The organism is Lentimicrobium sp. L6, from assembly GCF_013166655.1.
Lineage (GTDB): Bacteria > Bacteroidota > Bacteroidia > Bacteroidales > UBA12170 > UBA12170.
This window is the reverse complement of record NZ_JABKCA010000043.1, coordinates 26,499-47,776: the sequence shown is the minus strand read 5'-3', so window position 1 is coordinate 47,776 and position 21,278 is coordinate 26,499. Positions and strand designations below refer to the sequence as shown.

The 21,278-nt window shown below is 32.7% G+C and carries 17 protein-coding genes and 2 pseudogenes; 8 read left to right on the top strand and 11 right to left on the bottom strand.

Going from position 1 to position 21,278, the window contains the following annotated elements; all coding sequences use genetic code 11:
• Positions 1-184: 184 nt before the first annotated feature.
• The 3 genes from HNS38_RS11910 to HNS38_RS11900 form a co-directional block, all read right to left on the bottom strand.
• Complete coding sequence (locus HNS38_RS11910) at positions 185-1,648, bottom strand: PQQ-binding-like beta-propeller repeat protein (protein ID WP_172346539.1); 1,464 nt, start codon at positions 1,646-1,648, stop codon at positions 185-187.
• A 24-nt stretch (positions 1,649-1,672) separates the two neighbouring features.
• Complete coding sequence (locus HNS38_RS11905) at positions 1,673-2,317, bottom strand: DUF4386 family protein (protein WP_172346538.1); 645 nt, start codon at positions 2,315-2,317, stop codon at positions 1,673-1,675.
• Positions 2,318-2,495: 178 nt separating this feature from the next.
• The gene (locus HNS38_RS11900; RefSeq protein ID WP_172346537.1) at positions 2,496-4,208 is read right to left on the bottom strand and encodes an FG-GAP-like repeat-containing protein; all 1,713 of its coding nucleotides are present in this window, start codon (positions 4,206-4,208) and stop codon (positions 2,496-2,498) included.
• A 215-nt stretch (positions 4,209-4,423) separates the two neighbouring features.
• Between HNS38_RS11900 and HNS38_RS11895 the strand changes: the two genes are divergently transcribed.
• The 6 genes from HNS38_RS11895 (at position 4,424) to HNS38_RS11870 (ending at position 10,296) form a co-directional block, all read left to right on the top strand.
• Positions 4,424-5,467 (top strand): sensor histidine kinase, encoded by a 1,044-nt coding sequence (locus HNS38_RS11895; RefSeq protein ID WP_172283427.1) that lies wholly within the window; start codon positions 4,424-4,426, stop codon positions 5,465-5,467.
• A complete protein-coding gene (locus tag HNS38_RS11890; RefSeq protein WP_172283425.1) occupies positions 5,464-6,159 on the top strand; it encodes a LytTR family DNA-binding domain-containing protein in 696 nt (231 codons plus the stop codon). Before HNS38_RS11895 ends, HNS38_RS11890 begins: the two co-directional genes overlap by 4 nt.
• Positions 6,160-6,685: 526 nt before the next feature.
• The gene (locus HNS38_RS11885; RefSeq protein WP_172346536.1) at positions 6,686-7,807 is read left to right on the top strand and encodes a Fic family protein; all 1,122 of its coding nucleotides are present in this window, start codon (positions 6,686-6,688) and stop codon (positions 7,805-7,807) included.
• Between the two features lie 960 nt (positions 7,808-8,767).
• Positions 8,768-9,004 carry a helix-turn-helix domain-containing protein gene (locus HNS38_RS11880; protein ID WP_172283241.1) on the top strand — a complete coding sequence of 79 codons (237 nt, stop codon included), beginning with the start codon at positions 8,768-8,770 and terminating at the stop codon, positions 9,002-9,004.
• Complete coding sequence (locus HNS38_RS11875) at positions 8,979-9,302, top strand: HipA N-terminal domain-containing protein (RefSeq protein ID WP_172283239.1); 324 nt, start codon at positions 8,979-8,981, stop codon at positions 9,300-9,302. The genes HNS38_RS11880 and HNS38_RS11875 overlap by 26 nt, the downstream gene beginning before the upstream one ends.
• A gap of 4 nt (positions 9,303-9,306) precedes the next feature.
• Positions 9,307-10,296 (top strand): type II toxin-antitoxin system HipA family toxin, encoded by a 990-nt coding sequence (locus tag HNS38_RS11870; protein ID WP_172346535.1) that lies wholly within the window; start codon positions 9,307-9,309, stop codon positions 10,294-10,296.
• Between the two features lie 246 nt (positions 10,297-10,542).
• On the opposite strand, the pseudogene HNS38_RS20420 reads toward HNS38_RS11870, so the two are convergent.
• From HNS38_RS20420 to HNS38_RS11850, 5 genes and pseudogenes are all read right to left on the bottom strand, one after another.
• Positions 10,543-10,644: pseudogene (locus tag HNS38_RS20420) on the bottom strand (IS6 family transposase); the annotation flags it as partial.
• A gap of 357 nt (positions 10,645-11,001) precedes the next feature.
• Positions 11,002-12,915 carry an FG-GAP-like repeat-containing protein gene (locus HNS38_RS11865; protein WP_172346534.1) on the bottom strand — a complete coding sequence of 638 codons (1,914 nt, stop codon included), beginning with the start codon at positions 12,913-12,915 and terminating at the stop codon, positions 11,002-11,004.
• A gap of 895 nt (positions 12,916-13,810) precedes the next feature.
• Positions 13,811-14,092 (bottom strand): hypothetical protein, encoded by a 282-nt coding sequence (locus HNS38_RS11860; protein WP_172346533.1) that lies wholly within the window; start codon positions 14,090-14,092, stop codon positions 13,811-13,813.
• A gap of 25 nt (positions 14,093-14,117) precedes the next feature.
• Positions 14,118-15,269 carry a T9SS type A sorting domain-containing protein gene (locus HNS38_RS11855; protein WP_172346532.1) on the bottom strand — a complete coding sequence of 384 codons (1,152 nt, stop codon included), beginning with the start codon at positions 15,267-15,269 and terminating at the stop codon, positions 14,118-14,120.
• 108 nt (positions 15,270-15,377) lie between these two features.
• Entirely contained in the window at positions 15,378-16,307 is a 930-nt protein-coding gene (locus HNS38_RS11850; RefSeq protein WP_172346531.1) for an AraC family transcriptional regulator, read from the bottom strand.
• A gap of 729 nt (positions 16,308-17,036) precedes the next feature.
• Between HNS38_RS11850 and HNS38_RS11845 the strand changes: the two genes are divergently transcribed.
• Together HNS38_RS11845 and HNS38_RS11840 are read left to right on the top strand one after the other, a co-directional pair.
• A complete protein-coding gene (locus tag HNS38_RS11845) occupies positions 17,037-18,191 on the top strand; it encodes a helix-turn-helix domain-containing protein (RefSeq protein WP_172283227.1) in 1,155 nt (384 codons plus the stop codon).
• A gap of 109 nt (positions 18,192-18,300) precedes the next feature.
• A complete protein-coding gene (locus HNS38_RS11840) occupies positions 18,301-19,494 on the top strand; it encodes a FlgD immunoglobulin-like domain containing protein (protein ID WP_172283225.1) in 1,194 nt (397 codons plus the stop codon).
• A gap of 51 nt (positions 19,495-19,545) precedes the next feature.
• Here the strand turns inward: HNS38_RS11840 and HNS38_RS11835 are convergent.
• The 3 genes and pseudogenes from HNS38_RS11835 to HNS38_RS11825 all read right to left on the bottom strand — a co-directional run.
• Positions 19,546-19,749 (bottom strand): annotated as a pseudogene (locus HNS38_RS11835) (DDE-type integrase/transposase/recombinase); the annotation flags it as partial.
• Positions 19,750-19,830: 81 nt separating this feature from the next.
• A complete protein-coding gene (locus tag HNS38_RS11830; RefSeq protein ID WP_172283223.1) occupies positions 19,831-20,532 on the bottom strand; it encodes a LytTR family DNA-binding domain-containing protein in 702 nt (233 codons plus the stop codon).
• Positions 20,529-21,188, bottom strand: a complete 660-nt coding sequence (locus HNS38_RS11825) for a sensor histidine kinase (RefSeq protein ID WP_172283221.1) — start codon at positions 21,186-21,188, stop codon at positions 20,529-20,531. Before HNS38_RS11825 ends, HNS38_RS11830 begins: the two co-directional genes overlap by 4 nt.
• Between the last annotated feature and the right edge of the window lie 90 nt (positions 21,189-21,278).

Genomic DNA, 21,278 nt, shown 5'->3' with positions numbered 1-21,278 from the left:
CTAAGGGGTGGTCAATCAGATTGGCACAGGGTGGTCAATGTGACTGGCTTTTCCACTATACCTATCAAAGTGAAGGCATAAAAATATCTAAGTCGTCCTGGTTCAACAATCAGCACCAATATTTCAGAATTAAATTGATCATGAGCCAATTATTTAAGTTTCTTTTGCTTAGTTTCACAATACATTACTTGGTTTCGTTGTCAGGTATTTGTTTCTGAATTATTGTCTTTTTATAATATTCACTAGATTTTATTTCAAGAAAATAATACCCATCCTGAGCATTATTGCCATGGCTATCTGTACCATCCCACTTTATTAAATGTTCTCCCTTGTTAATTTTCCCTGAATACAACTCAATCACTTCATCTTCGTTCAAATCTTTTATCTGAATACTAATAATTGTATTGTAATTTATTTCATAACTAATATTCAAGGTGTCTGAAAAGGAAGATGGAGTAACATCAAGGATTTCAACAGAATTATAGCCTTTAGTTTTTAAGTTGGGTTTCTCATGAAGAAATGCATCTAAATCAAGAGCATAAAGGTTTCCGTTGGCACTACCCATGTACAACATATCATTTGCTACAAGCAGGCTCGAATAGATATTCCCTCCAAGCGTAGTGAAATTTTTAAGACTGCCATCGGATTTGTTTAATGCATAAAGATATCCCCTTCCCGGGCTTGTACCATAAACATTATAAGCATCGCCAGTTGTGAAAAGCAAAGAGTTTTTATAAGCCAATGGTTTTGAGAAGTTGTTATTCAAAAACAGATAAGCCCAATATTTTTCTCCAGTATTTGCATTGAAAGCCAACATTTCGTGATTATCAGAACCCCCAATAAATAGGGTGTCATTATGCACCAATGGGTCACCAGAAATCCATCCACCGGCCTTTTCTATGTAATTCCATTTTTTTTCTCCAGTGTTTTTATCCAGTACTTGCATTTCTGGATTCCTCATCCCAAAAAACAACAAATCATTATTAATTGTCAATTGTGTATTTATTTGTCCGAAGGTATTGTACAGCTGTTTTTCGTAAGTTTTATGTTCCCATAGTTTCTCTCCAGTTGCTAGGTTATAGGCATCAACTTTACCATTCCAATCACCAAAATACAGAATTGAATTCTCTATAATTAAACCACTTTTAATTGCAGCCGTATCTGTTCTTAATATCTCTTGTTTTATTTCGCCGGTTTTCAAATCGAATCCTTTCAATTCACCATTTCCTAAACCAAAATATATTATTGAATTGAAAATTGCTGGAGCACCACTATGATAATCCCAGGGGTCAATTTGAGAAGAGCCTTGTTTATCCTTACTACTGTAACACCAGACTTGTTCTCCGCTATCTTTATGCAATGCAAAAACATCATTTCCACTTTTAAAATATACCATGTCCTTATTTATCAATGCTTTTGACTGTATGCTTGACTTGGTTTTCAAATTCCAAATTTGCTGTCCCGTTTTTAAATCAAGCCTATAGAAAATAGAGTCATTACTGCCAAAATAAATACCCTCTTCATCAATGATTGGATGAGACAGGATTTTTCCATTGGTTTCGAAGGACCATTGAACAAAAGGATTTTGCTGCGACTTTACATGAAACATGCAAAGCAGCATTGCGATTAAAAGAATGGAATTTTTCATCTCAGTAATATTTTAGATAGAGGACTAAAGGCTGTTTTTTTTCTTGAATAAAACTACTGTAAACCAGATATATATGACGAGCATCCAAATGCCCATAAACGGACCTACATCAAATAAACCTGAACTTGCAGGTGAATTTGGGAAAGTGATCATATTTAAAATTAACAATGTAGCAGCAATCAAAGAACAAATATACCCAAGAAAAGCTGGGAATTTGGGTGATTTAGCAATATTCAAACCAAAGAAGAATAAGGAGATGGTAATGAAAATATCGAAAGCCACATCAAGTCCAGCTTGCACACGATTAGCTCCTTTGAAAGTGGCCTTTAAAAGTGCTTTTGTATCTTCCGAAGGAGCTAAAGCCAAGGCCTCTTGATTCCACATTATATTAGCTTGTTGTACTACTATTAATGTGCAAGCCAGAGCTCCACCAATGATTCCAAAAATATAAGCAATTTCTAATGTTGGTGTGTGGTGAGTTTTTTTTAGGAAATGATACAAACCCATGTATGAAATAATCCAAAGCAATGGGAAGGCAAAACCAATCAGTTGACCTAAAGTTAATGGAAGTGGTAATACTGCTGCTCCGAAATAGAAAAACACAGATACAATGCCTGATATTGCTCCTATTTTTTCTATTTGATGAATGGTGCTTTTTTCTTGTTTCATAATTTAAAGTTTTTGAATTTTCGCTATTTAAATGATGGCATTGACCATCAGATTGTTACATTAAAAGTGCTTGCTCTTATATCTAGGTTTTCTTATCATACTTATTAATAGTTTTAAAAATTACTTAGCTATTAGATTGATTTTGATAAGAAAGTCCACTTATGACTAGCACGGTTTTTTATTCTTTAATAATTTTCATGTTTTCTTGGAAAGCTACATCCCTAATTTTTAAAATGTATATACCTTTGCTTAGTTCATTTAAATCAATAATAGCTACATTTTGTATGGGTTTTATTAAAGAATTAAAAACTATATCCCCTTGCAGATTAAATATTTCGATCTGTGTATCTTCAGCACCTAATTCCGGGCTTTTTAGAGTTAAATAGTCTTTTATTGGGTTAGGATATATAGAGATCTTTTTTGTGTGAACTCCTACTCCTGTATTAATATCTTCAGTTATATGAATCAGATCATTGGGTGCCAGATTTGTAAAGTTTTGTATCATACCAGAAGTCCATTGTATTTGCAGACTATCGATTACTATTGCGTCTTTTAAACCAAAATGAACTACCAAACTATTTTGACTACAATAGCCTGATTGCGAACTGACTTCTCTAGTTTGCCAAATGGAGTTTCCATCGATTTGTGCTTTGCATCTTACCTTTACTCCAATAGCCGACTGGTTTGTTATCAAACCAGTCAGATTTATTTTAATCCAATTATTTTGGTTTCCTTCGTTTTTATACAAATAGTTGTTTTGTGTTTCATCTTGCCAATTGGCAACCACCAAGTCTAGAAAACCATTATTGTCATAATCGCCCCAGGCACACCCATAGGAGTTTCCCAGATCTGTTGCTGGAAGTTCATCCGTAACTTTTATAAAGCCATCATCACCATCATTTCTGTATAGATGATTCTGTAGATCATTTGAACAATAGCCATTTGTGACGAACAAATCCAAATCACCATCGTTATCATAATCACCAAAAGAGGAACTAAATGAGCAATCCTCCTCAGTATCCCAAGGTCCAGATACTTCTGTAAAGATATCATTACCTTCGTTTTTAAATAACTGGTTGTTTTGTTGATAGTTGCTGATAAATAAATCGTAATCCCCATCATTATCGTAGTCGCCCCAACTACTACTAATTGAGGTATAATTGTCTGATGTGATAGAGATATCGGTCAATTTCGTAAATTGAAAATTCCCATCGTTTCGGTATAGGTTATTCTTTTGATTGCTTTCATTACTAACAAATAAATCCTGATCACCATCATTATCATAGTCAATCCAATTTACTGATCGGGAATAATAACTATCGGTTGTGGGACTAATATTTACGACTTCCTCAAAAAATCCTGTTCCCGTATTTCTGAATAATGTGTTTGCCTTGTTACCTGCGCTATTTGTTATATAAAGATCAACGAAACCGTCATTATCTGCATCGCCCCAAGAGGCGGTTTCTGAATACCCGCCATTGGTGGCAATAAGGCCTGTGTCTATTTTATTGAAAACACCTTCACCCATATTTTTATAGAGGAGGTTATTCATATTATACCAGTTTACAATAAACACATCAGTATTTCCATCATTATCATAATCCGCACAACTTGCTCCATCAGATGGTGTTCCGTCATTAGTAATAACACTCTCCATCAAACTAAATGACTCACCGTTATTATTAATATATATCATATTATTCTCACCGCCTGTTTTACCATTTGTGATCAGTATATCCTGAAAATCATCATTATTAATATCAATAAAATTACAGCTACGCGAACCACTTGGAGTATTTACTATCTCTCCGGTAATTACTTTGCTAAACTGCTGTGCATTGATGTTTAAGGTGGCGAAAACTAATAATGCCATGTAAATTAATCTTTTCATGATGATGATGTTTTTGGGTTAAATTCTGGCTAAAACTAGCTATATGGTTTTTTACAAAAAAACTATTTCAACAGATTCATTCTTAGAGTCAATGGAAAGATTAATACTGTATACAGGCCTATTTTTGTATACTTAAAGTCAGTTTTATTGACCTGAATCAGCTATATGTAGATAAAGTATCAAATTATTTATGAAATGAGATATCTTTGCTTGCTATGACGAAAGTTTGGGACATAAAAAGAATTTTGGAGCATCTGCTTTTTTGGATGGTTTATTGGCTTATGATCAGTTTTTTTCAAGGACTATATGATCTTGATTTTGTAAAAATACTATTGAGTAGTTTGATGAATCTACCCTTGACAATAGTTTCCACCTATTTCTTTATTTACTTTATCTTGCCTCTAATTTATAAGAAGAAACTAATATTATTTTTAATCTTTTCCATTTTATTACTAGCTACTTCTGTAATTCTTCGGCGAATTTTAATTGCATATATCCAGTTTCCATTATTTTTTGCTGATTCAGGATATACCTTTGTTTTTTTAGATTGGTACCGAATTGGTGGGCACTTTGTTCAAAATATTGAAGTGATAGGAATAGTTTCAGCTATTAAGTATTACAGAGACTGGAATCGAAATAGGAATAAAATAGATGCTTTAACCAAGGAGAAAAAGGAAGCGGAATTAAATTTCCTGAAAGCTCAGGTTCACCCTCATTTTTTATTTAATACCTTGAATTCCATCTATTATGAAGTATTGAAAAAATCTGATAAAGCGGCAGCTCTTGTCATCCAATTATCAGAATTACTTCGGTTTACTTTATATGAGTGTAAAGACGATTTTATACTTTTAGACAAAGAATTAAAAATAATTGAAAACTATATAGAAATAGAGAAAAGCAGATATGGAGAACGATTATTAGTTAATTTCAGCTATGATAGGAAACCAAATATAATGATTCCGCCATTGATCATTTTTTCCTTGATTGAAAATAGCTTTAAACATGGTGTTTCTGAACAAAAGGGAGTAAATCAGATCGATATATCCATAGCAGTTAAAAGTGACAATATTAGACTACATATTAGGAATCCAATTTCACGAAATACTAAAAAAGACAGCCTGGGCGCAAGTGAAGGAATAGGTCTTGAAAACACAATTAAGCAGTTGGATATTATTTATGATTCAAGATATGTTTTAGATAGCTCTATTGTAGATCATAATTATAATTGTATTTTAGAGATTCCAATCAGTGTTAAATGACAAAAATAAAATGCATTATTATTGAAGATGAATTTCCTGCTGTTGAGATACTAAAGGAATTTATTGGGAAAATTTCCGATTGGGAAATCATGTCAAGTTTTGACAATGCCCTGGATGCAATTTCCTATTTGTCGAAAAATAAAGTCGATGTCATATTTCTGGATATTCAGTTACCTGAATTAAATGGAATAGATTTTATTAAAACACTGGTGAATCCTCCACTGATAGTAATTACATCGGCTTATAACGAACATGCCATTGAAGCCTTTGAACTTGTTGTTTTTGATTATCTGTTAAAGCCCTATTCTTTTCAGCGATTTGTTAAAACAATATCGAGGATAAATAATCATTTTGAATCTGGCGATAATGAGAGCATCATTTCCAATGATCAGTATATCTATGTAAAAGAAAACAGGAAGAATATTAAGATTCTAATTGATGACATCATTTTTATTGAAAGCCAAAAAGAATATGTGCGGATTGTTTGTAAAAATCATGATGTAAAAACCAAACTTGGCATTACAAAAATCGAAAAACTGTTTACTGAACATCATATGTTAAGGGTACATCGCTCATTCTTGGTATCCATAAATAAGGTGACTTCTTATACAAAAACCCAAATTGATATCAATGGTCATCTTATTCCAATTGGTAAATATTATCAAAAAGATGTTTTGAAACAACTTGAATGATGTTCCATTTGATTTTCATTGCTGGTTCTGTTGCATTAATCCATTCAATTTTAGAAATCTAATATGATTAAATATCATATAGCTAAAGAATAAAATGTTTTAAAAGCAGTGGCTTTAGAGTTTTCAATCTGATTCTTTCTGATGATATTTATGGTTTCTATTCCTGCTAAAGTTCTTTGGGCTGACTCGAATTTCTAAAAAAAGTCAATATTGACAAAATTAAATTCAGTGACCTTAATTCTAGTCAAAAACAGTCAAAGGCTCAAGTATATTTACAAGCTTGGTTTACATACCTCTTCTGGAAATAAAAAAATGGAAAAGGCACTCCAGAAGGGCACTCCAGTGTGACTATTGAGAGAACAACATAAAAGATGTTAATTATGTCAATATTGACAAAATATAAAATGTGAATTTGTCCTAAGCTAGAGTAAATAATACGACAGAATCAGGATGGCTGAGCTATAAAAACTTGCTTATAGCTCATATTATACATATATTTGAGCGATATATGATAATATTATAGCTCATGATCTATAAAAAATGGAATTGGCAACATAATAAGTGGCCTCACTTTACTTATGACAAAAAGGTATTACAGAAATTAGAATACCTGTTTTTACAAAACACAGGTATGGTTTCTGGTGTATTAAAACATATTCAAAAAGATTCTAAAGATGACCTTTTGGTGGAAATACTAAGTACGGAAGCTCTTAAAACATCTGAAATAGAAGGTGAGATTCTTAGCAGAGAAAGTGTCCAGTCTTCAATCAAAAATAACTTAGGCCTCAAAACTGAAAAAAGAAAAATACCACCCGCTGAGTTTGGTATTTCTGAAATGATGGTTGATTTATATAAGAATTATAACAAACCCTTATCACACGAACAACTATTTGAATGGCACAAAATGATTACTAATGGCCGGCGTGATTTAATAAATATCGGAGGATACAGAAACCATGAAGACTCTATGCAGATTGTCTCTGGTGCTTTAGGCAAAGAGAGAGTTCATTTTGAAGCTCCAGCATCAAAACAACTGCCTTATGAAATGGACCAATTTATTTATTGGTTTAACTCTGTTCACGAAGATAAAGACAAATCGGAGATGCTAGCATTGACAAAAGCTGGAATTGCACATCTATATTTCGTTAGTATCCACCCTTTTGAGGATGGAAATGGACGAATTGGACGAGCTATTGCTGAAAAATCAATTGCTAAAAGCATTCAACAACCAACATTAATATCACTATCATACACCATAGAAAAAGACAAAAAAAGCTATTATTCTTCACTGGCAAAACATAATACAACTTTAGACATTACAGAATGGTTGGTTTACTTTGGTCAAACTATTTTAGATGCCCAACAAAACACCTTAAAACAAATTGAGTTTTTAATCGAGAAAACAAAGTTTTTCGATCACTTCTCTCCTCAATTAAATGAACGCCAATTAAAAGTAGTAAAGCGACTGTTTGACGCAGGATATTCGGGGTTTAAAGGAGGTTTAAGTGCTGATAACTATACTAAAATTGCCAAGACATCTGCTTCTACTGCAACCAGAGACTTACAAGATTTAGTGGAAAAGAAAATACTAATAAGGACAGGAGCATTAAAAGGCACACGATATTCACTTCATATTAAGTCTGTTTAGATAGTTCTGTCACATTAAGAACCTAGGTAATCACTTCTGCCCCAAATATAAAGACTCAAACAGGTTCTGTCGCATTAATTCAAACGAATTCTAAAAATCAAATATAATTAAATATTATACGGCTAAAGAATAAAAGGTTTTAAAAGCAGTGGCCTTGGGTTTTTCTATCTGATTCTTTCTAATGATACTTACGGTTTCTATTCCTGCTAGTTTCTTTGAGCGGATTCAAATTCTTTAAATCCAGTATTGATGGCTATTCTCCTCTTGATAAGAATAATGTTTTAAAAAAAGCCCCAATAAAATTAGGGCTATATCGAAAAATCATGAAGTTCTATGGGGGATTATTGAACAATAACCAATTAATTACTGGTTGTTATGAGATTTCGCTTAATTAAGGATTGAATAAAACTTTATCCTATGCTTTCGTATATATTCGTGTATTAAAACTAAAAAAAGAGCTATAAGTAAAACTTATAACCCTTTAGTATTCTGAGTGGAGAATAGCGGAATCGAACCGTTGACCTTTTGAAGCCAGTGGATAAGTCATTATTTTATACCATTGTTTTTCAGGCAGTTGAAAAATGCAGAGTGCGCAAAACAGCGCATTTTACAGCATTTTGGCACCTTAAAAGGGCAACCAGTCTACATTTTCAATACAGACAGATTATATGCAGGTTTTTGATGTTTGATTTTGTCAATCTTGTCGGAATTGAATTTGAAAGGTATAATGGTAATTGGCCAAATCCTAGTGCTAGCTGTCATCAAAATAGACATTTCACATTTTGATCAGATGACCAAGGCTACACTACATAAAACGACATGTATTTGGTGCTAAATACGGCACTATTTGTATTGATATGATGTTCTAGATACAAAACACCTTCAAATAGTGTAATTTATTGCTCTTTTAATCGAATTTATTGGATATTTTTGTATTATTGCAAATAAAAGAGCTTTAAAATGCACCTTCTAGATTTAATAAGTACCATAAAAGAACGTAGGGAGAACCTACAAGTAAACCAAGAAAACTTGGCAAAAATATCTGGAGTAGGATTAAGAACATTGAAGCAGTTTGAGAGTGGTAAAGGGAATCCCACATTACAAACTATACAGAAATTAGCTGATACTTTAGGTTTAGAGCTATGTTTAAGAGTTAAGAAGCAACTGATTGATGAGACAAGCGAAAATACTTTATAAAAACCAGGAAGCAGGTATACTGACTCAACATAATGAAGGGTCATTCACTTTCCAATATCACCATTCATGGATAAATGATGATGGCAAACCTGCTATTAGTTTAACAATGCCTAAGAAGCAGCAAGAGTACCATTCAGAATTCATATTTCCATTTTTTTATAATATGTTACCTGAGGGTTCAAACAAACAAGTAGTTTGTAAACTAAATCGATTGGACACAAATGATCACTTTGGTTTACTACTTACAACAGCAAAGACTGATAATATTGGTGCTATAAGAGTCATTAAAATAGACTAATTGTATGATTTTAAATGAATTAAAATATTGTCCTGGAACATTAGCAGAAGGATATAGCTCCTATAGCAGAGCTTGTTTGACAAAGGTCTTCCGAGGAAAAAAAGTACATCATATATTGCCATATGATTCACCTGCTTCAAACCCTGAAACAGATGAATTGTTTGATGACAACCGAAAACGAATTTCCATTTCTGGAGTGCAAGAGAAATTTTCTGTATTGCTTGAAAAAAATAAACTAAGACTCATCAAAGAAGGTGAAAAAGGAGCGTATATACTTAAGCCTATTCCAAGCATTGGGAAAAGGCAGGAACAAATGCCAGCTAATGAACACCTGACTATGCAAATAGCAAAACAAGTATATGGAATTGAAACTGCTGAAAATGCACTCATCTTTTTTAAAAATGGAGAGCCAGCATATATTACAAAGAGATTTGATGTAAAAGATGATGGTTCAAAGTTAGCACAAGAAGATTTTGCATCTCTAGCAGGAAAGACTCCACAGACATATGGGGAACAGTATAAATACACTGGAAATTATTTGGATCTATTTAAAATTTTAAAAAAGTATGTTCCTGCTTATCTTATAGAGGCTCCAAAGCTTTTGAAGATCATCATTTTTAATTATTTATTTTCAAATGGGGATGCTCATTTGAAGAATTTCTCACTAATAGAAACCTCTTTGGGAGATTTTAAATTGAGCCCAGCCTATGACTTACTAAATAGTAGAATACATATTGACGACAAAGACTTTGCTTTGGAGGATGGCCTTCTTCCAAGAGAACTAACCCATGGTAAAATAGTTAAACAATTTAAGGTCCTTTCGGAACAAGCTGGTATAAGGGAAATAACTTTTGTAGAAATAATGAATTCAATGCTTCATCAAACCGAAAATGTTGAGCAGTTAAGCTTTTCCTCCTATCTAGATGTACATTCACAAAGGAATTTCTTTCAGTCTTATTTATCTAGACTCAAGAAACTAAACCAAAGTATCTGAATGGTTCTGGGTTCTTGCTAAAATGAGAAAACCTACTTAACAAACTGGAAAAACCGCTGCCCTAGACCACCCAAAGCCAGAGCAAACTGACCATGTCCGCCAGAGCAAAGTGACCACACTAAAACAAAACGCTCAACTCCCCTACTTAATCCTGTATCTAAGATTCCTTAAGGGCTAGGGAGGGTTCTGTCGCATTAATTCAACGTTAAAATTAAAAATCAAATATAATTATATATTATACGGCTCAAGAATAGAGTGATCTACCTTTACGCCTCTTATTAAAAGCAATTCTTCCACATCCCTATAGCTTAATGTGAATCTTAATTTAAAATAGACTGCCTGAAGTATTATAATTCTGGGATATCGGTGGTGCTTGAACATCAATTATTGTTTTACTGGTGGGTAAAAATAGAAATTAATTTACCTCTGAGTAATTAATGCGCCAGAACCATATGGCAATAAGGTATTTAATTTTTTGAAATACTAAAAAAGTTTGAAGGGAGGCTGCTTTATTGACGAAAATAGAGAAGGGTAGTTTAAAAAAGTTACTTATAAGTAGGATGAGTCTCCTGAGATTAGATGAATTAGCCAGAGTAAGACAATTCCAATAGATCTGATGGAATCTTATCATCTACTTGATTTAATAATTAAAAGCGGATCATCCGAAGCTCATTTATTTAAAGTTTTTTAAAAAAACTGCTATACTTATCTCAATAAATACATTTTTCTTCTTTCGCTAATATTGTCAACCGATAGTTTATAAATATATACGCCAGATGACAGTGCGTTTCCATTCATGTCAGTTCCGTTCCATTGAACAACATAATCACCTGCTTGCTGATTATTATTAACAATGGTTCTTAAAAGTCTGCCACTTTCATTATAGATTTGAAGCTTAACAAAAGCTTTGCTTGTTAATCTATAATTTATGCTTGTGGAATGATTAAAAGGATTGGGGAAATTTTCTGATAGCCTAATTTTACTGAGAATATTTTTACTTTCATTATTATCCACTGAAGTAATGATGGGATCTAAAACACCTTCTCCTTCATTGGCAATATAATATTCATTTGATTCAATATCAGAATATGATTCTATGATTCCTGATGGCCATTCAATAATAATGGAATCGGCTTGTAAGGCTCCATCCAGTCCAAAATGAACTCGCATGTCGCTTTGCTCCAGTAAGCCATCATTGCTTGCAATTTCTCTAATTTGCCAATATGAAACGCCATTAATGCTAGCTTTCAAACGTACTTTTGTTCCAATTGCTGATTTGTTTGAGCCTGCTGAATTTGGACTGTTTGTTTTACTTCCTAAACATTTGATACCTATCCAATTTTTTTGACCATCTGTGTTGTTACTATAAAGCATATCATTTTTTACAGCGCCTTGTACAGTAAAGTATGAAACAAAAAGATCTATATCACCATCGTTATCATAGTCAGCATTTGCAAATCCGTAACATGTATTTCCCGGACTTGCAATATTTATATTTTCAATTTTTGTAAATGTATAATCCGGATAGCCTGAATTTCTATAATACATATTAGCACCTTGATCAAACCACGGTGGTCCACTTGCCTGAGTTGCCAAATATAAATCCAGGTCACCATCGTTATCAAAGTCTTCCCACATTTGGGCATTAAACTGACCAATGTCCTGTGTAATTTGCAGGTCCGTTATTTTAACAAACTGGCTATTACCTTCATTTTTATACAAAGTGTTGGTAGTGCCCGGACCATATGTATTGCCCGATCCTCGTCCTGCATTTATTGCATACATATCTAAATCGCCATCATTATCAAAATCAATCCATCTTATATTCATTGCTTGCATTTGTTCGTTTGCATAAGGTGATTCTGTGTCCCGGATAAACTCAGCTTCTCCAGTTTCGATGAGCTGATTAATATAAAAGTAACAATATGATTCTTCAGCTGTAAACTGATTAAATACTCCAATGGAAAGATCTAGATCTCCATCCTGATCATAATCTGACCAGGTTGCCGTTTTATAATGATCGAATGCTTCGTTTACAATAGCACTAATCGTATCTCTGGAAAAAGTTCCATTACCAATATTATGGAAAAGTAGATTCTTATAGTTTGTATTAGGAAAAAGTCCACTTGTACCTGTGGGTAAAAATAAATCTACAAAACCGTCATTGTCGTAATCTGACCAGATTCCGGAAAATGAGAAATAATCATTTTCGGCTCCAATGACACCCTCTGTAGCCATTGAATAATTAGAATTGCCATCATTTCTCCATAGTATTGAACCATATTGAGGATTCAATTCTGATGGTCCGTTGGCCAGGTATATATCCAAATCACCATCGTTATCATAATCGGCGCAGCTAAAGCCAATGGAAATCTGCATTAATTCTGAAAACTCACCAGCATCAAATTCAGTAAAATTGTCATTTCCATTGTTTCTCCATAATTTGTTGCCATTTCCCCCAATTTGAATTAAATCCTGATATCCGTCGTTATCAAAATCAATAAATCCTGTCCCACTACCAGTTGCGGTATTGTAAACATCAATTGCTGTAAATGTTTGTGATTTTGTAATTATGGGAACCACAAGTATGAGGCAAAATATCATAATCAGATTTTTCATTATTTTCTTTATTTTGAATTAATAAATTTTGAGGCAAATGTAAAGTGCCGATGATTAATAATCGTCTTTCTCGATGGAGAGAGACTAGTAGTTTTCAAAAAAGAGAGAAGATTTAGTTTTGAAAATTATCAATTCCAAATCATCATATAGAATTAAGCTCCGTATGAATTATTTTAAGTGTTGCTTCATGGTTCTGTCGCATTAATCCAAAGTTAAATTAAAAATAAAATATAATTAAATATGATACAACTAAAAAATAAAATGTTTTGAAAGCAGTGGCCTTGGGATTTTCTATCTGATTCTTTCAAATAATATTTATTATCTCTATTCCTGCTAGAGTTTTTTGATCTGACTCGAATTCTTTAAATCCAGTATTGATGGCTATTCTTCTCATGGTATCCAGATGATCCTGCTCTATGTTTTATTGCATTATTTAAAAAAGTCAATATTGACAAAATTAGTTGGACTGCTCTGGGGTATTAAGGGGTTAGGTTTGGTGCATAATAATTCATTTTTAGTATCAAGATATAGTATTCAATAAAATCATTGGGGAACCATTAAAAAGATGCAGATTTAATTGATCAATTTTATCTTCAGCCATCAATAAATATAACAATCCATTTTCATTAAAAACCCTTTCCCTTTCTTTATGCAAAAACCTTTGCAATAAATACATTTATTATAATTTGATTTCATCAAAATAGACATTTTATAATTTTGTCAGGTGCCATATGGTACACTATAAAAAGTAAAACGCTTGTTTAACGGGCTCTAAGGAATTTCATTATTGATGGGAGACTTCAATACTTTTGGAATTTGATTGGTTTAATTATTATAAGATGCTCATATTAAGGCAGATAAATTTCTTGAAAAAGGAAAAGCGCCATATGGTACACTACCCATCTTTCCATAACTCATTGAACCCGTTTATAAATTCTTGTTTTGTTTGGACTGTTTTCGCAAGACCCATCACTTTCTTTTCTAAAGCAAGATATTCGTATGTGCTAAGTTCTGTACTATTGTAAAGGTATTTGGACATCAGCATTGATATACTATCCGACACAACTTTTAAGTCTTGATTAAGGTTTTTATCCTTTTTGTCAGAAGGTTGAAAGTCGCAAGAATAGAGTAGAAGAATTATATATAGAACAGCAAATATGATCCCTAATTGTTTCATTTTATTTAATTGTTACCTGAGTTAGCTATCTCTTTAGCAACATTTTCTTTGTGTCTACAAAACTACTTGTAGCAAGTTGATAAAAATAAAATCCCTTCGGAATATTTTTTGCACTGTATAATACACTGTGATTTCCTGAGCTTAATGTATTAGAGATAAGCTGCTCAATCAATAAACCCTGTATATTATATACGGTAAGTGTTACGAATTCTTCTTCATTTAAAGTAAAATTGATACTTGTTGCTAAAGAAAATGGATTGGGATAGTTTTGTTCGAGATTAAAATTGTTAGGCTTTTCTTTGTTGCTGTTAATACCTGTTATTTCGCTCATATGAATCATTCTAATCTTACCAAGAGCACCATCGAGGATATAGAGGGTGTCACCTGTTTGACTTATTGCACAACTATTTGGCTTATTAAACTGAGCTTCCAACAACTCACCATCAACTATCTGATTTCCGCCTGTGCCGGCATAATGTTCCGCAATTCCATCAGTGGTATTGACCCGAAAAATTTTTCTCAGGTTCGGACTGGGGATATACACATAGTTATCAGCATAAACAATCTGATTGATACTGGCTCCGGCAACCATACTGAAGTTGGAGATAATTTGATTTGAATCAACTGTGAAAACATCTCCACCAGCAAAATTGGTTACATACATTAATTGATTTTCATCCATTGTAATTCCAATGGCATCCTTAATACCAGAACCAAAAGCATATATTTCAGAATTCCCGTCTAAGTCGAATTTGAGCACAGTTTTGCCATTCCCACTGAAATTTGCTCCGTATAAAGTAACGAATATTTCATCACCATCACTAACTATCAAGCCTGCCGGGCCATCCAACTCAGAAGCAAATTCTGAAACAACCCCTTCCGGAGTAACTTTGCTAATTGAATTACCAGAATAATTTGAAACGTAAAGGTTTCCTTCTGAATCAAAACCCATTCCTACCGGTCCGGGCAATCCGGTCACATAGTCTGATACAACACCCTCGGTTGTAATTTTTAAAATATTATCCTTGTTCCATCCACCCGAAACCAGCACATCACCATCTGGAGAGACTATCATGCCGTCACCGAAATTAGTTGGAATAGTAGCAATTGTACTCACATACTGGGCGGATAATTGTAGAATTATACTGCAAAGAAGCAATGTAATAATGTATTTCATGATTTTACTTTTAATTATTAAATATGAAGCAAAACTATGTTGGCAAAACGTATTAATCGTCCGAACACTTACTTTCGGACAAATTTACTTGCTAAAAAAAAGTTGAAGTTAACTTGCAATTTTGTTAATATACTCACGTGGAGTGAGTTCCGTTATTTTCTTAAAAGCAGAATTAAAAGTGGCTTTAGAATTAAATCCTGACTCATAAGCCAGGAAAAGAATTGTGTAATTTTTATTTTCTTCCAGTTGTACCAATTCTTTGAACTTTTGAATTCGATAGGTATTGACAAATTCATAAAAATTCTTGTTGTGGTATTCATTGATTACCCTCGATAAATCCCGTTGTTTTATACCCATCTGTCTGGCTAGTTCATTTAATGTTAATTTAGGGTTTAGAAAAGGTTTTTCAGAATTCATTACTTTTTCCAATTTCTCATTGAGGTCGATGTAAAAATCATCTGAAAAATAACCTTGTTCATATTTAGCCTGTTTTTCAGGAATGGATAGTATGTCTGAATCGAAAAAACTAAAATAGGCAAACAAAAAAGTTAAAAAGGAAATCAACACCCAAACGAAGTTATAGGTGAAAACTGTGCTAAATTGAAGGCCATCGACAAACTTGGAAACAAATCCATAAAACCACAATAAAATGATTACAGAAATAACTGCCAGAAAAATCTTGATGTATTTTACCTGAGGTAAAAACGACAATTCTTTTACAAACCTTTTTTCATAGTCATTCACCATTTTGTACCCAATAGTGATGTAAATCGCGTTTTGCACTATCGCCATTAATTCCAAAAAGAAATATACATACCCTAGGTTGGCATAAAAAATAGAGTTCTCAAACTGTCGGGGTAATAACAACCGGAAAAAGAAATAGCATAGAAATATTGCCAAAGGAACATAATGGAGATAATCTTTCCAACCAGGAAAGTATTTCTCCTCAAACAAATTTTTAAGATAAAGAAAGGACAATGGCCCATAGCTGAAAATAATAATGTCCATCAAACCACCCAGAAGAAAAGAGTCTTTCAATGCTGAAAAATTAGGGGATATTCTTCCAATCAACGACAAAGAGATTAATAAAATAAATAGGCCCAATAGTAGATTCGCAGAGTTTTTTCCTGCAGATTTAATAATAATAACCACGGATAAAAAAAATCCCTGAAATATAGCCAGGATAGCAATTACAAGCCAAATAGTCAATTCACTCATAGAATAGAAGATGTCATATGCGACAAATATAAAGTTTTTAATGCATAAAATAAACGCATACAAATTTACAATCTAAATTTATCAACCCAAACAGAACTAGTGTTTTTGCCAGGAATAAAAACTAAGAGCAGACCTATAACCAAAAAATAAAATCCCCAGATAAAAATACTTAGAAGGTTCTGTCACATTAATCCAACGTTAAAATTAAAAATCAAATATAATTAATTATTATACAGCTAAAGAAAAAAAGTTTTAAAAGCAGTGGCCTTGGGTTTCATCCATCCTCCAACTATTATTGACCTTCTGTTTCCTTTTATGCATGTTCGCTTCAATCAAAGGGCTAAAATAAAAACCATATTTGAATAGTAGAATGCTCAACCTCTATTCCTCTTATGGAAAGCAATTCCTCTACATTTCTATAGCTTAAGGTGAATCTCAATTTGAAATAAACTGCTTGTAGGGTGATAATTCTGGGATAAAGATAGTGCTTGAGCCTTAATTATCGTTTGTTGGTGTGTAAATAGAAATTATTTTACCTTTGCCTAATCAATGCTACAGAACCCTGAAACTACTGTGTTAATTACTCCATGGGTAATCATTATATCCATTTCTATTGTATTTGGATTTGTATTTTCTATAAATATATTCAGGCATCAGAAAGGGAATAAAAAAGCCAACCGCTTTTTAGCTCTATTTCTTTTTACAATTACCATCCTACTATTTTCTAATTTTATTGTACTCAGTCATCTTTATAAGATGTTCCCGCATTTAATAGGCTCCTCCTTTTTGCTTTGGTATGTCTTACCGCCTGCATTTTATTTTTATGTTAAAATAGGTGTTCATGCAAATTATAGATTTAAGTGGTATGAATTGCTTCATTTATCCCCCTTTGTTTATATGTTGATAGATGTAATCCCGTTCTATCTTTTATTTGCTGAAATAAAAATTCATTGGCTTGAAAATTATATTACTTCACCTAAAAGTTTGTCATTAAGTTCTGGGTTCATCATTGTCTATAGTTTTGCATATTTAGCAGCAAGCATATATGTAATATGGGATTTCGAAAAGAATTATAAAAAGGGTTTTGCAAATACCAGTTTTGAGCATATTGATGGGATAAAAAGATTAGTATTGGTGTATGCTATATATAAAGTTCTTGATTTGGTGGGAATGGGTGCTTCTTTTATTTCCGATCAAACCAGCATCGAAATCATGCAATTTATCTCAATTTCATTGAGCATTTTTATATTTGTTATTGCTTATACGTTTATTCAGCAACCCGAGAAGCTTTTTCAATTGGAAATCAGCAAGACCAAGTATAAAACTTCCACACTCTCAGCATCTGATTTAAGTAAGTATTCCAAAAAACTGGATGAAGCAATGATTGATAAGAAACTCTATTTGGATAGTGAAATTAACTTATCAAATCTAGCGAAGGCATTGGATATTAAACAGCATACTTTGTCACAAGTAATCAATCAGCACTATAAAATGAACTTCTACGAATTCATTAACAAGTATCGAGTTGATGAAGTTAAAACTCAATTACTAAAGGAAGAAAACAAAAATCTGACAATAATTGCCATCGCATATGATGCAGGTTTTAACAGTAAATCATCATTTCATAAGATTTTTAAGAAGTTTGTTGGAAAAAGTCCAACAGAGTTTATGAAAGAAAACATGATGAAAGAAGATAACACTTAAATCTTGGTATTTTTTTTAACTATTAGTCTCTCTCCATCGAGAAAGTCCCTTATTGCTAGATTATGCTCTATTTTCGCCCAAAATAATAATCAATTAAATAGAGTAAATTATGAAACAAATAAGTACAGATTATATCAATTTTCTTTCGATCTGCATACTACTTGCATTTTCAAATGTATTAAACGCACAGGAAATAAGTAGCCGAGACCTCTCAAGCAGTATAAATGTAGATGCCATATTATATCATGAGGATGGAAGTATCTTCGCATCTGGAGGATGGGATAGTTCAAACATTTATAAAATTGCCCCAGATGGAACTGTTTCAGTATTTGCAAGTGGATTTGTAGGTATTGTTGACATGGTTTGGGGAGATAATGATACCATCATAGGAAGCAGCTACCAAAATGGTCGCTTACTAAAAATAGCCCCTGATGGTAGTTCTACTATATTTGTTCAATCATCGGTGGGTGTTGCATCATTATATAAAGATTATAATGGCGATATTATTTGCACGATTAATCCTGGTCTAGCACATCCAAATCCTGGGAAAGTGATAAAAGTAACACCAGAAGGTAATATCAGCACATTTGCTTCGGGAGGATCGATTTATAAGCCTAGCGGAGCAACCCAAGATGAAGAAGGAAACTATTACATTAGTAATCTTGGAGATGGTAGAATAACAAAAATCAATACGGATGGCACACAAGAGCTTTTTGCTACTATTCCAGCTACTGGGCAATGGAAAATTGGGTATTTAAAATTTTGGAAAGCCTCGCTTTTTAGTTCCGCAATTAGCGAAAATAAAATTTACAAAACCACATTGGATGGTGAAGTTTCCGTTTATGCTGGTGATGGAGAATACCTTGATAAAGATGGTATAGTTCCTGACGTTTCCTTTAAGAACCCAAATGGGATGGCTGTTTCAGGAGATACTTTATTTATTATCTCCGCCATCAACTCAACTAATAAAATGCGCTATGCTATGGATCTCCCTTCTAGTATTGAAGAAGAAATTGAAAAGGAGCAGATTCACCATCTTGAAATAAATTACCCCAATCCTTTTAATTCAGCTACCCAAATTAAATATGATATCAATAGAGGAGCCTTTGTTCAATTGAAAATTTACAACTCTATTGGTCAACTAATTAATACACTTGTTAGTTCTCGACAGCCAGCGGGAAATTATAGTATTCAATGGAATGGCAATGATGCTAATGGGAATGCCATGGTATCTGGAATTTATTTTTATGAATTATCGGCTGGGAGATTTGTGGACAGAAATAAGATGCTGTTATTAAGATAAAAATAGCATCTTATATCCAACTCAATTTTAAAAATCAAATATAATTAAATATTATGGTATACGAGAAATTGATCTGATTCCCATTCCTTCAATATTTAATTTTACAAGCAAATTTTCTATTGATTTTTCTATCTGCTTCTTTCTAATGATACTTACTATTTCTATTCCTGCTAGAGCTCTTTGGGCTGACTCGAATTCTTTAAATCCAGTATTGATGGCTATTCTTCGTTTGATATTCCGATGGTCTTGTTCTAAGTATTATCGGATTATTTAAAAAAAGTCAATATTGACAGAATTAATTGGACTGCTTTGGGGTATTGAGGGGCCAATACATCTTTAATATTTATGTTCAATCTTTTTAAGAAATTCCAATTTATAAAAAGCACCAATTGGGATTTTATAATTCTGAATAAAAACTTTATTCCCGCTTATTTTTGATATTCTATTTAAGAATACAAGATAAGATTTATGTGATCTCGCCACCAAGGATGGAGGGATTTGCTTTTCAATAAGGTGGAGTTTTTCCCTGATCAGGAATTCTTTTGATGTTGTATAGACTTTGATATAGTTTCCATTGGCCTCCATAAATAGAATATCTTCGAACAACACTTTATAGAATATACCATCCTGTTTGAGCATGATACTTGCATCAAATTTTTCTGACGATAGTTCATCACCTTTGCTGAGTAATGCATGCACTCTATTTACTGCTTTAACGAAACGTTCAAATGGAATAGGCTTCAATAGATAATCTACTACGCCAAAATTATAACTTTCTAGTGCAAATTCAGAATAGGCTGTTGTCAGTATAACCTTGGGAGGGTTTTCTAGCATTTTCAGCATATCTAAGCCTGAAATTTCTGGCATATTAATGTCTAAAAAAATCAAATCAACCTTGTGAGTATTTAGAGTTGTTATGGCTTCCAGGGCAGTATTACATCTTGCCACTAAATGTAAATCATTTAGCTTTTCTATATAACTAAACAAAACATTTTGAGCTAAATACTCATCGTCAATGATCACACAATTTAGTTTCATAGGAGTATTCTTAAGTCAATGATGTATATACCATCCTCCTCAGAAATTTGAAGCTTATGCTTTTCAGGATATAGCAAATCTAATCTCTGAGTGACATTATCTATCCCAATTTTGTTTTGTTTTTGCGCTGAAATATTACTCGCTGGTGCTATTCTATTTTCTACATGAAGTGACACTTCCTTATTTTCAGAATTCATTAAGATTTTAATATAGTTCATGTTTGATTGTGCGCTTATTCCATGTTTAAATGCATTTTCAACAAAAGGGATGAATAGCATAGGGGATATGTTTTTGCCTTCAAAATTACCTGTAAATTCGAATTTAATTTCACACCTATCATTCAAGCGAATTCTCTCCAAATCTATATAATTATGTAGAAAATCACATTCTTGTTGCAAGGAAACAGTTTTGTTTTTTGAATTTTCAAGCATATATCGCATTAAGCCTGAAAGTTTTAGAACAGCTTCTCCAGACTTTTTATCCTCAGAAATAATTAAAGAATATATGCTATTCAGTGTATTGAACATAAAATGGGGGTTAACTTGCGATTTTAGCAACTCATTTTCTGCTTTAATTCGTTTTTTCTCCTCTAAATCTAATTTAAATTGAGTTTTGCTACCTATCCTTAAATACTTCAAGCCAGGATACATAAACATAAATATGGTTAAGGTTAAATATGTTTCTGATTTAATCTGTTTATGAAATAATGTTAGTAGCCAAGCATTGAAGTATCCAAAGCTGAAAAT

Bases quoted from the DNA above. Each gene is read 5' to 3' on its own strand.
- HNS38_RS11910 (WP_172346539.1), bottom strand. From the start codon at position 1,648: ATGAAAAATTCCATTCTTTTAATCGCAATGCTGCTTTGCATGTTTCAT.
- HNS38_RS11905 (WP_172346538.1), bottom strand. From the start codon at position 2,317: ATGAAACAAGAAAAAAGCACCATTCATCAAATAGAAAAAATAGGAGCA.
- HNS38_RS11900 (WP_172346537.1), bottom strand. From the start codon at position 4,208: ATGAAAAGATTAATTTACATGGCATTATTAGTTTTCGCCACCTTAAAC.
- HNS38_RS11895 (WP_172283427.1), top strand. From the start codon at position 4,424: ATGACGAAAGTTTGGGACATAAAAAGAATTTTGGAGCATCTGCTTTTT.
- HNS38_RS11890 (WP_172283425.1), top strand. From the start codon at position 5,464: ATGACAAAAATAAAATGCATTATTATTGAAGATGAATTTCCTGCTGTT.
- HNS38_RS11885 (WP_172346536.1), top strand. From the start codon at position 6,686: ATGATCTATAAAAAATGGAATTGGCAACATAATAAGTGGCCTCACTTT.
- HNS38_RS11880 (WP_172283241.1), top strand. From the start codon at position 8,768: ATGCACCTTCTAGATTTAATAAGTACCATAAAAGAACGTAGGGAGAAC.
- HNS38_RS11875 (WP_172283239.1), top strand. From the start codon at position 8,979: ATGAGACAAGCGAAAATACTTTATAAAAACCAGGAAGCAGGTATACTG.
- HNS38_RS11870 (WP_172346535.1), top strand. From the start codon at position 9,307: ATGATTTTAAATGAATTAAAATATTGTCCTGGAACATTAGCAGAAGGA.
- HNS38_RS11865 (WP_172346534.1), bottom strand. From the start codon at position 12,915: ATGAAAAATCTGATTATGATATTTTGCCTCATACTTGTGGTTCCCATA.
- HNS38_RS11860 (WP_172346533.1), bottom strand. From the start codon at position 14,092: ATGAAACAATTAGGGATCATATTTGCTGTTCTATATATAATTCTTCTA.
- HNS38_RS11855 (WP_172346532.1), bottom strand. From the start codon at position 15,269: ATGAAATACATTATTACATTGCTTCTTTGCAGTATAATTCTACAATTA.
- HNS38_RS11845 (WP_172283227.1), top strand. From the start codon at position 17,037: ATGCTACAGAACCCTGAAACTACTGTGTTAATTACTCCATGGGTAATC.
- HNS38_RS11840 (WP_172283225.1), top strand. From the start codon at position 18,301: ATGAAACAAATAAGTACAGATTATATCAATTTTCTTTCGATCTGCATA.
- HNS38_RS11830 (WP_172283223.1), bottom strand. From the start codon at position 20,532: ATGAAACTAAATTGTGTGATCATTGACGATGAGTATTTAGCTCAAAAT.
- HNS38_RS11825 (WP_172283221.1), bottom strand. From the start codon at position 21,188: ATGTTTATGTATCCTGGCTTGAAGTATTTAAGGATAGGTAGCAAAACT.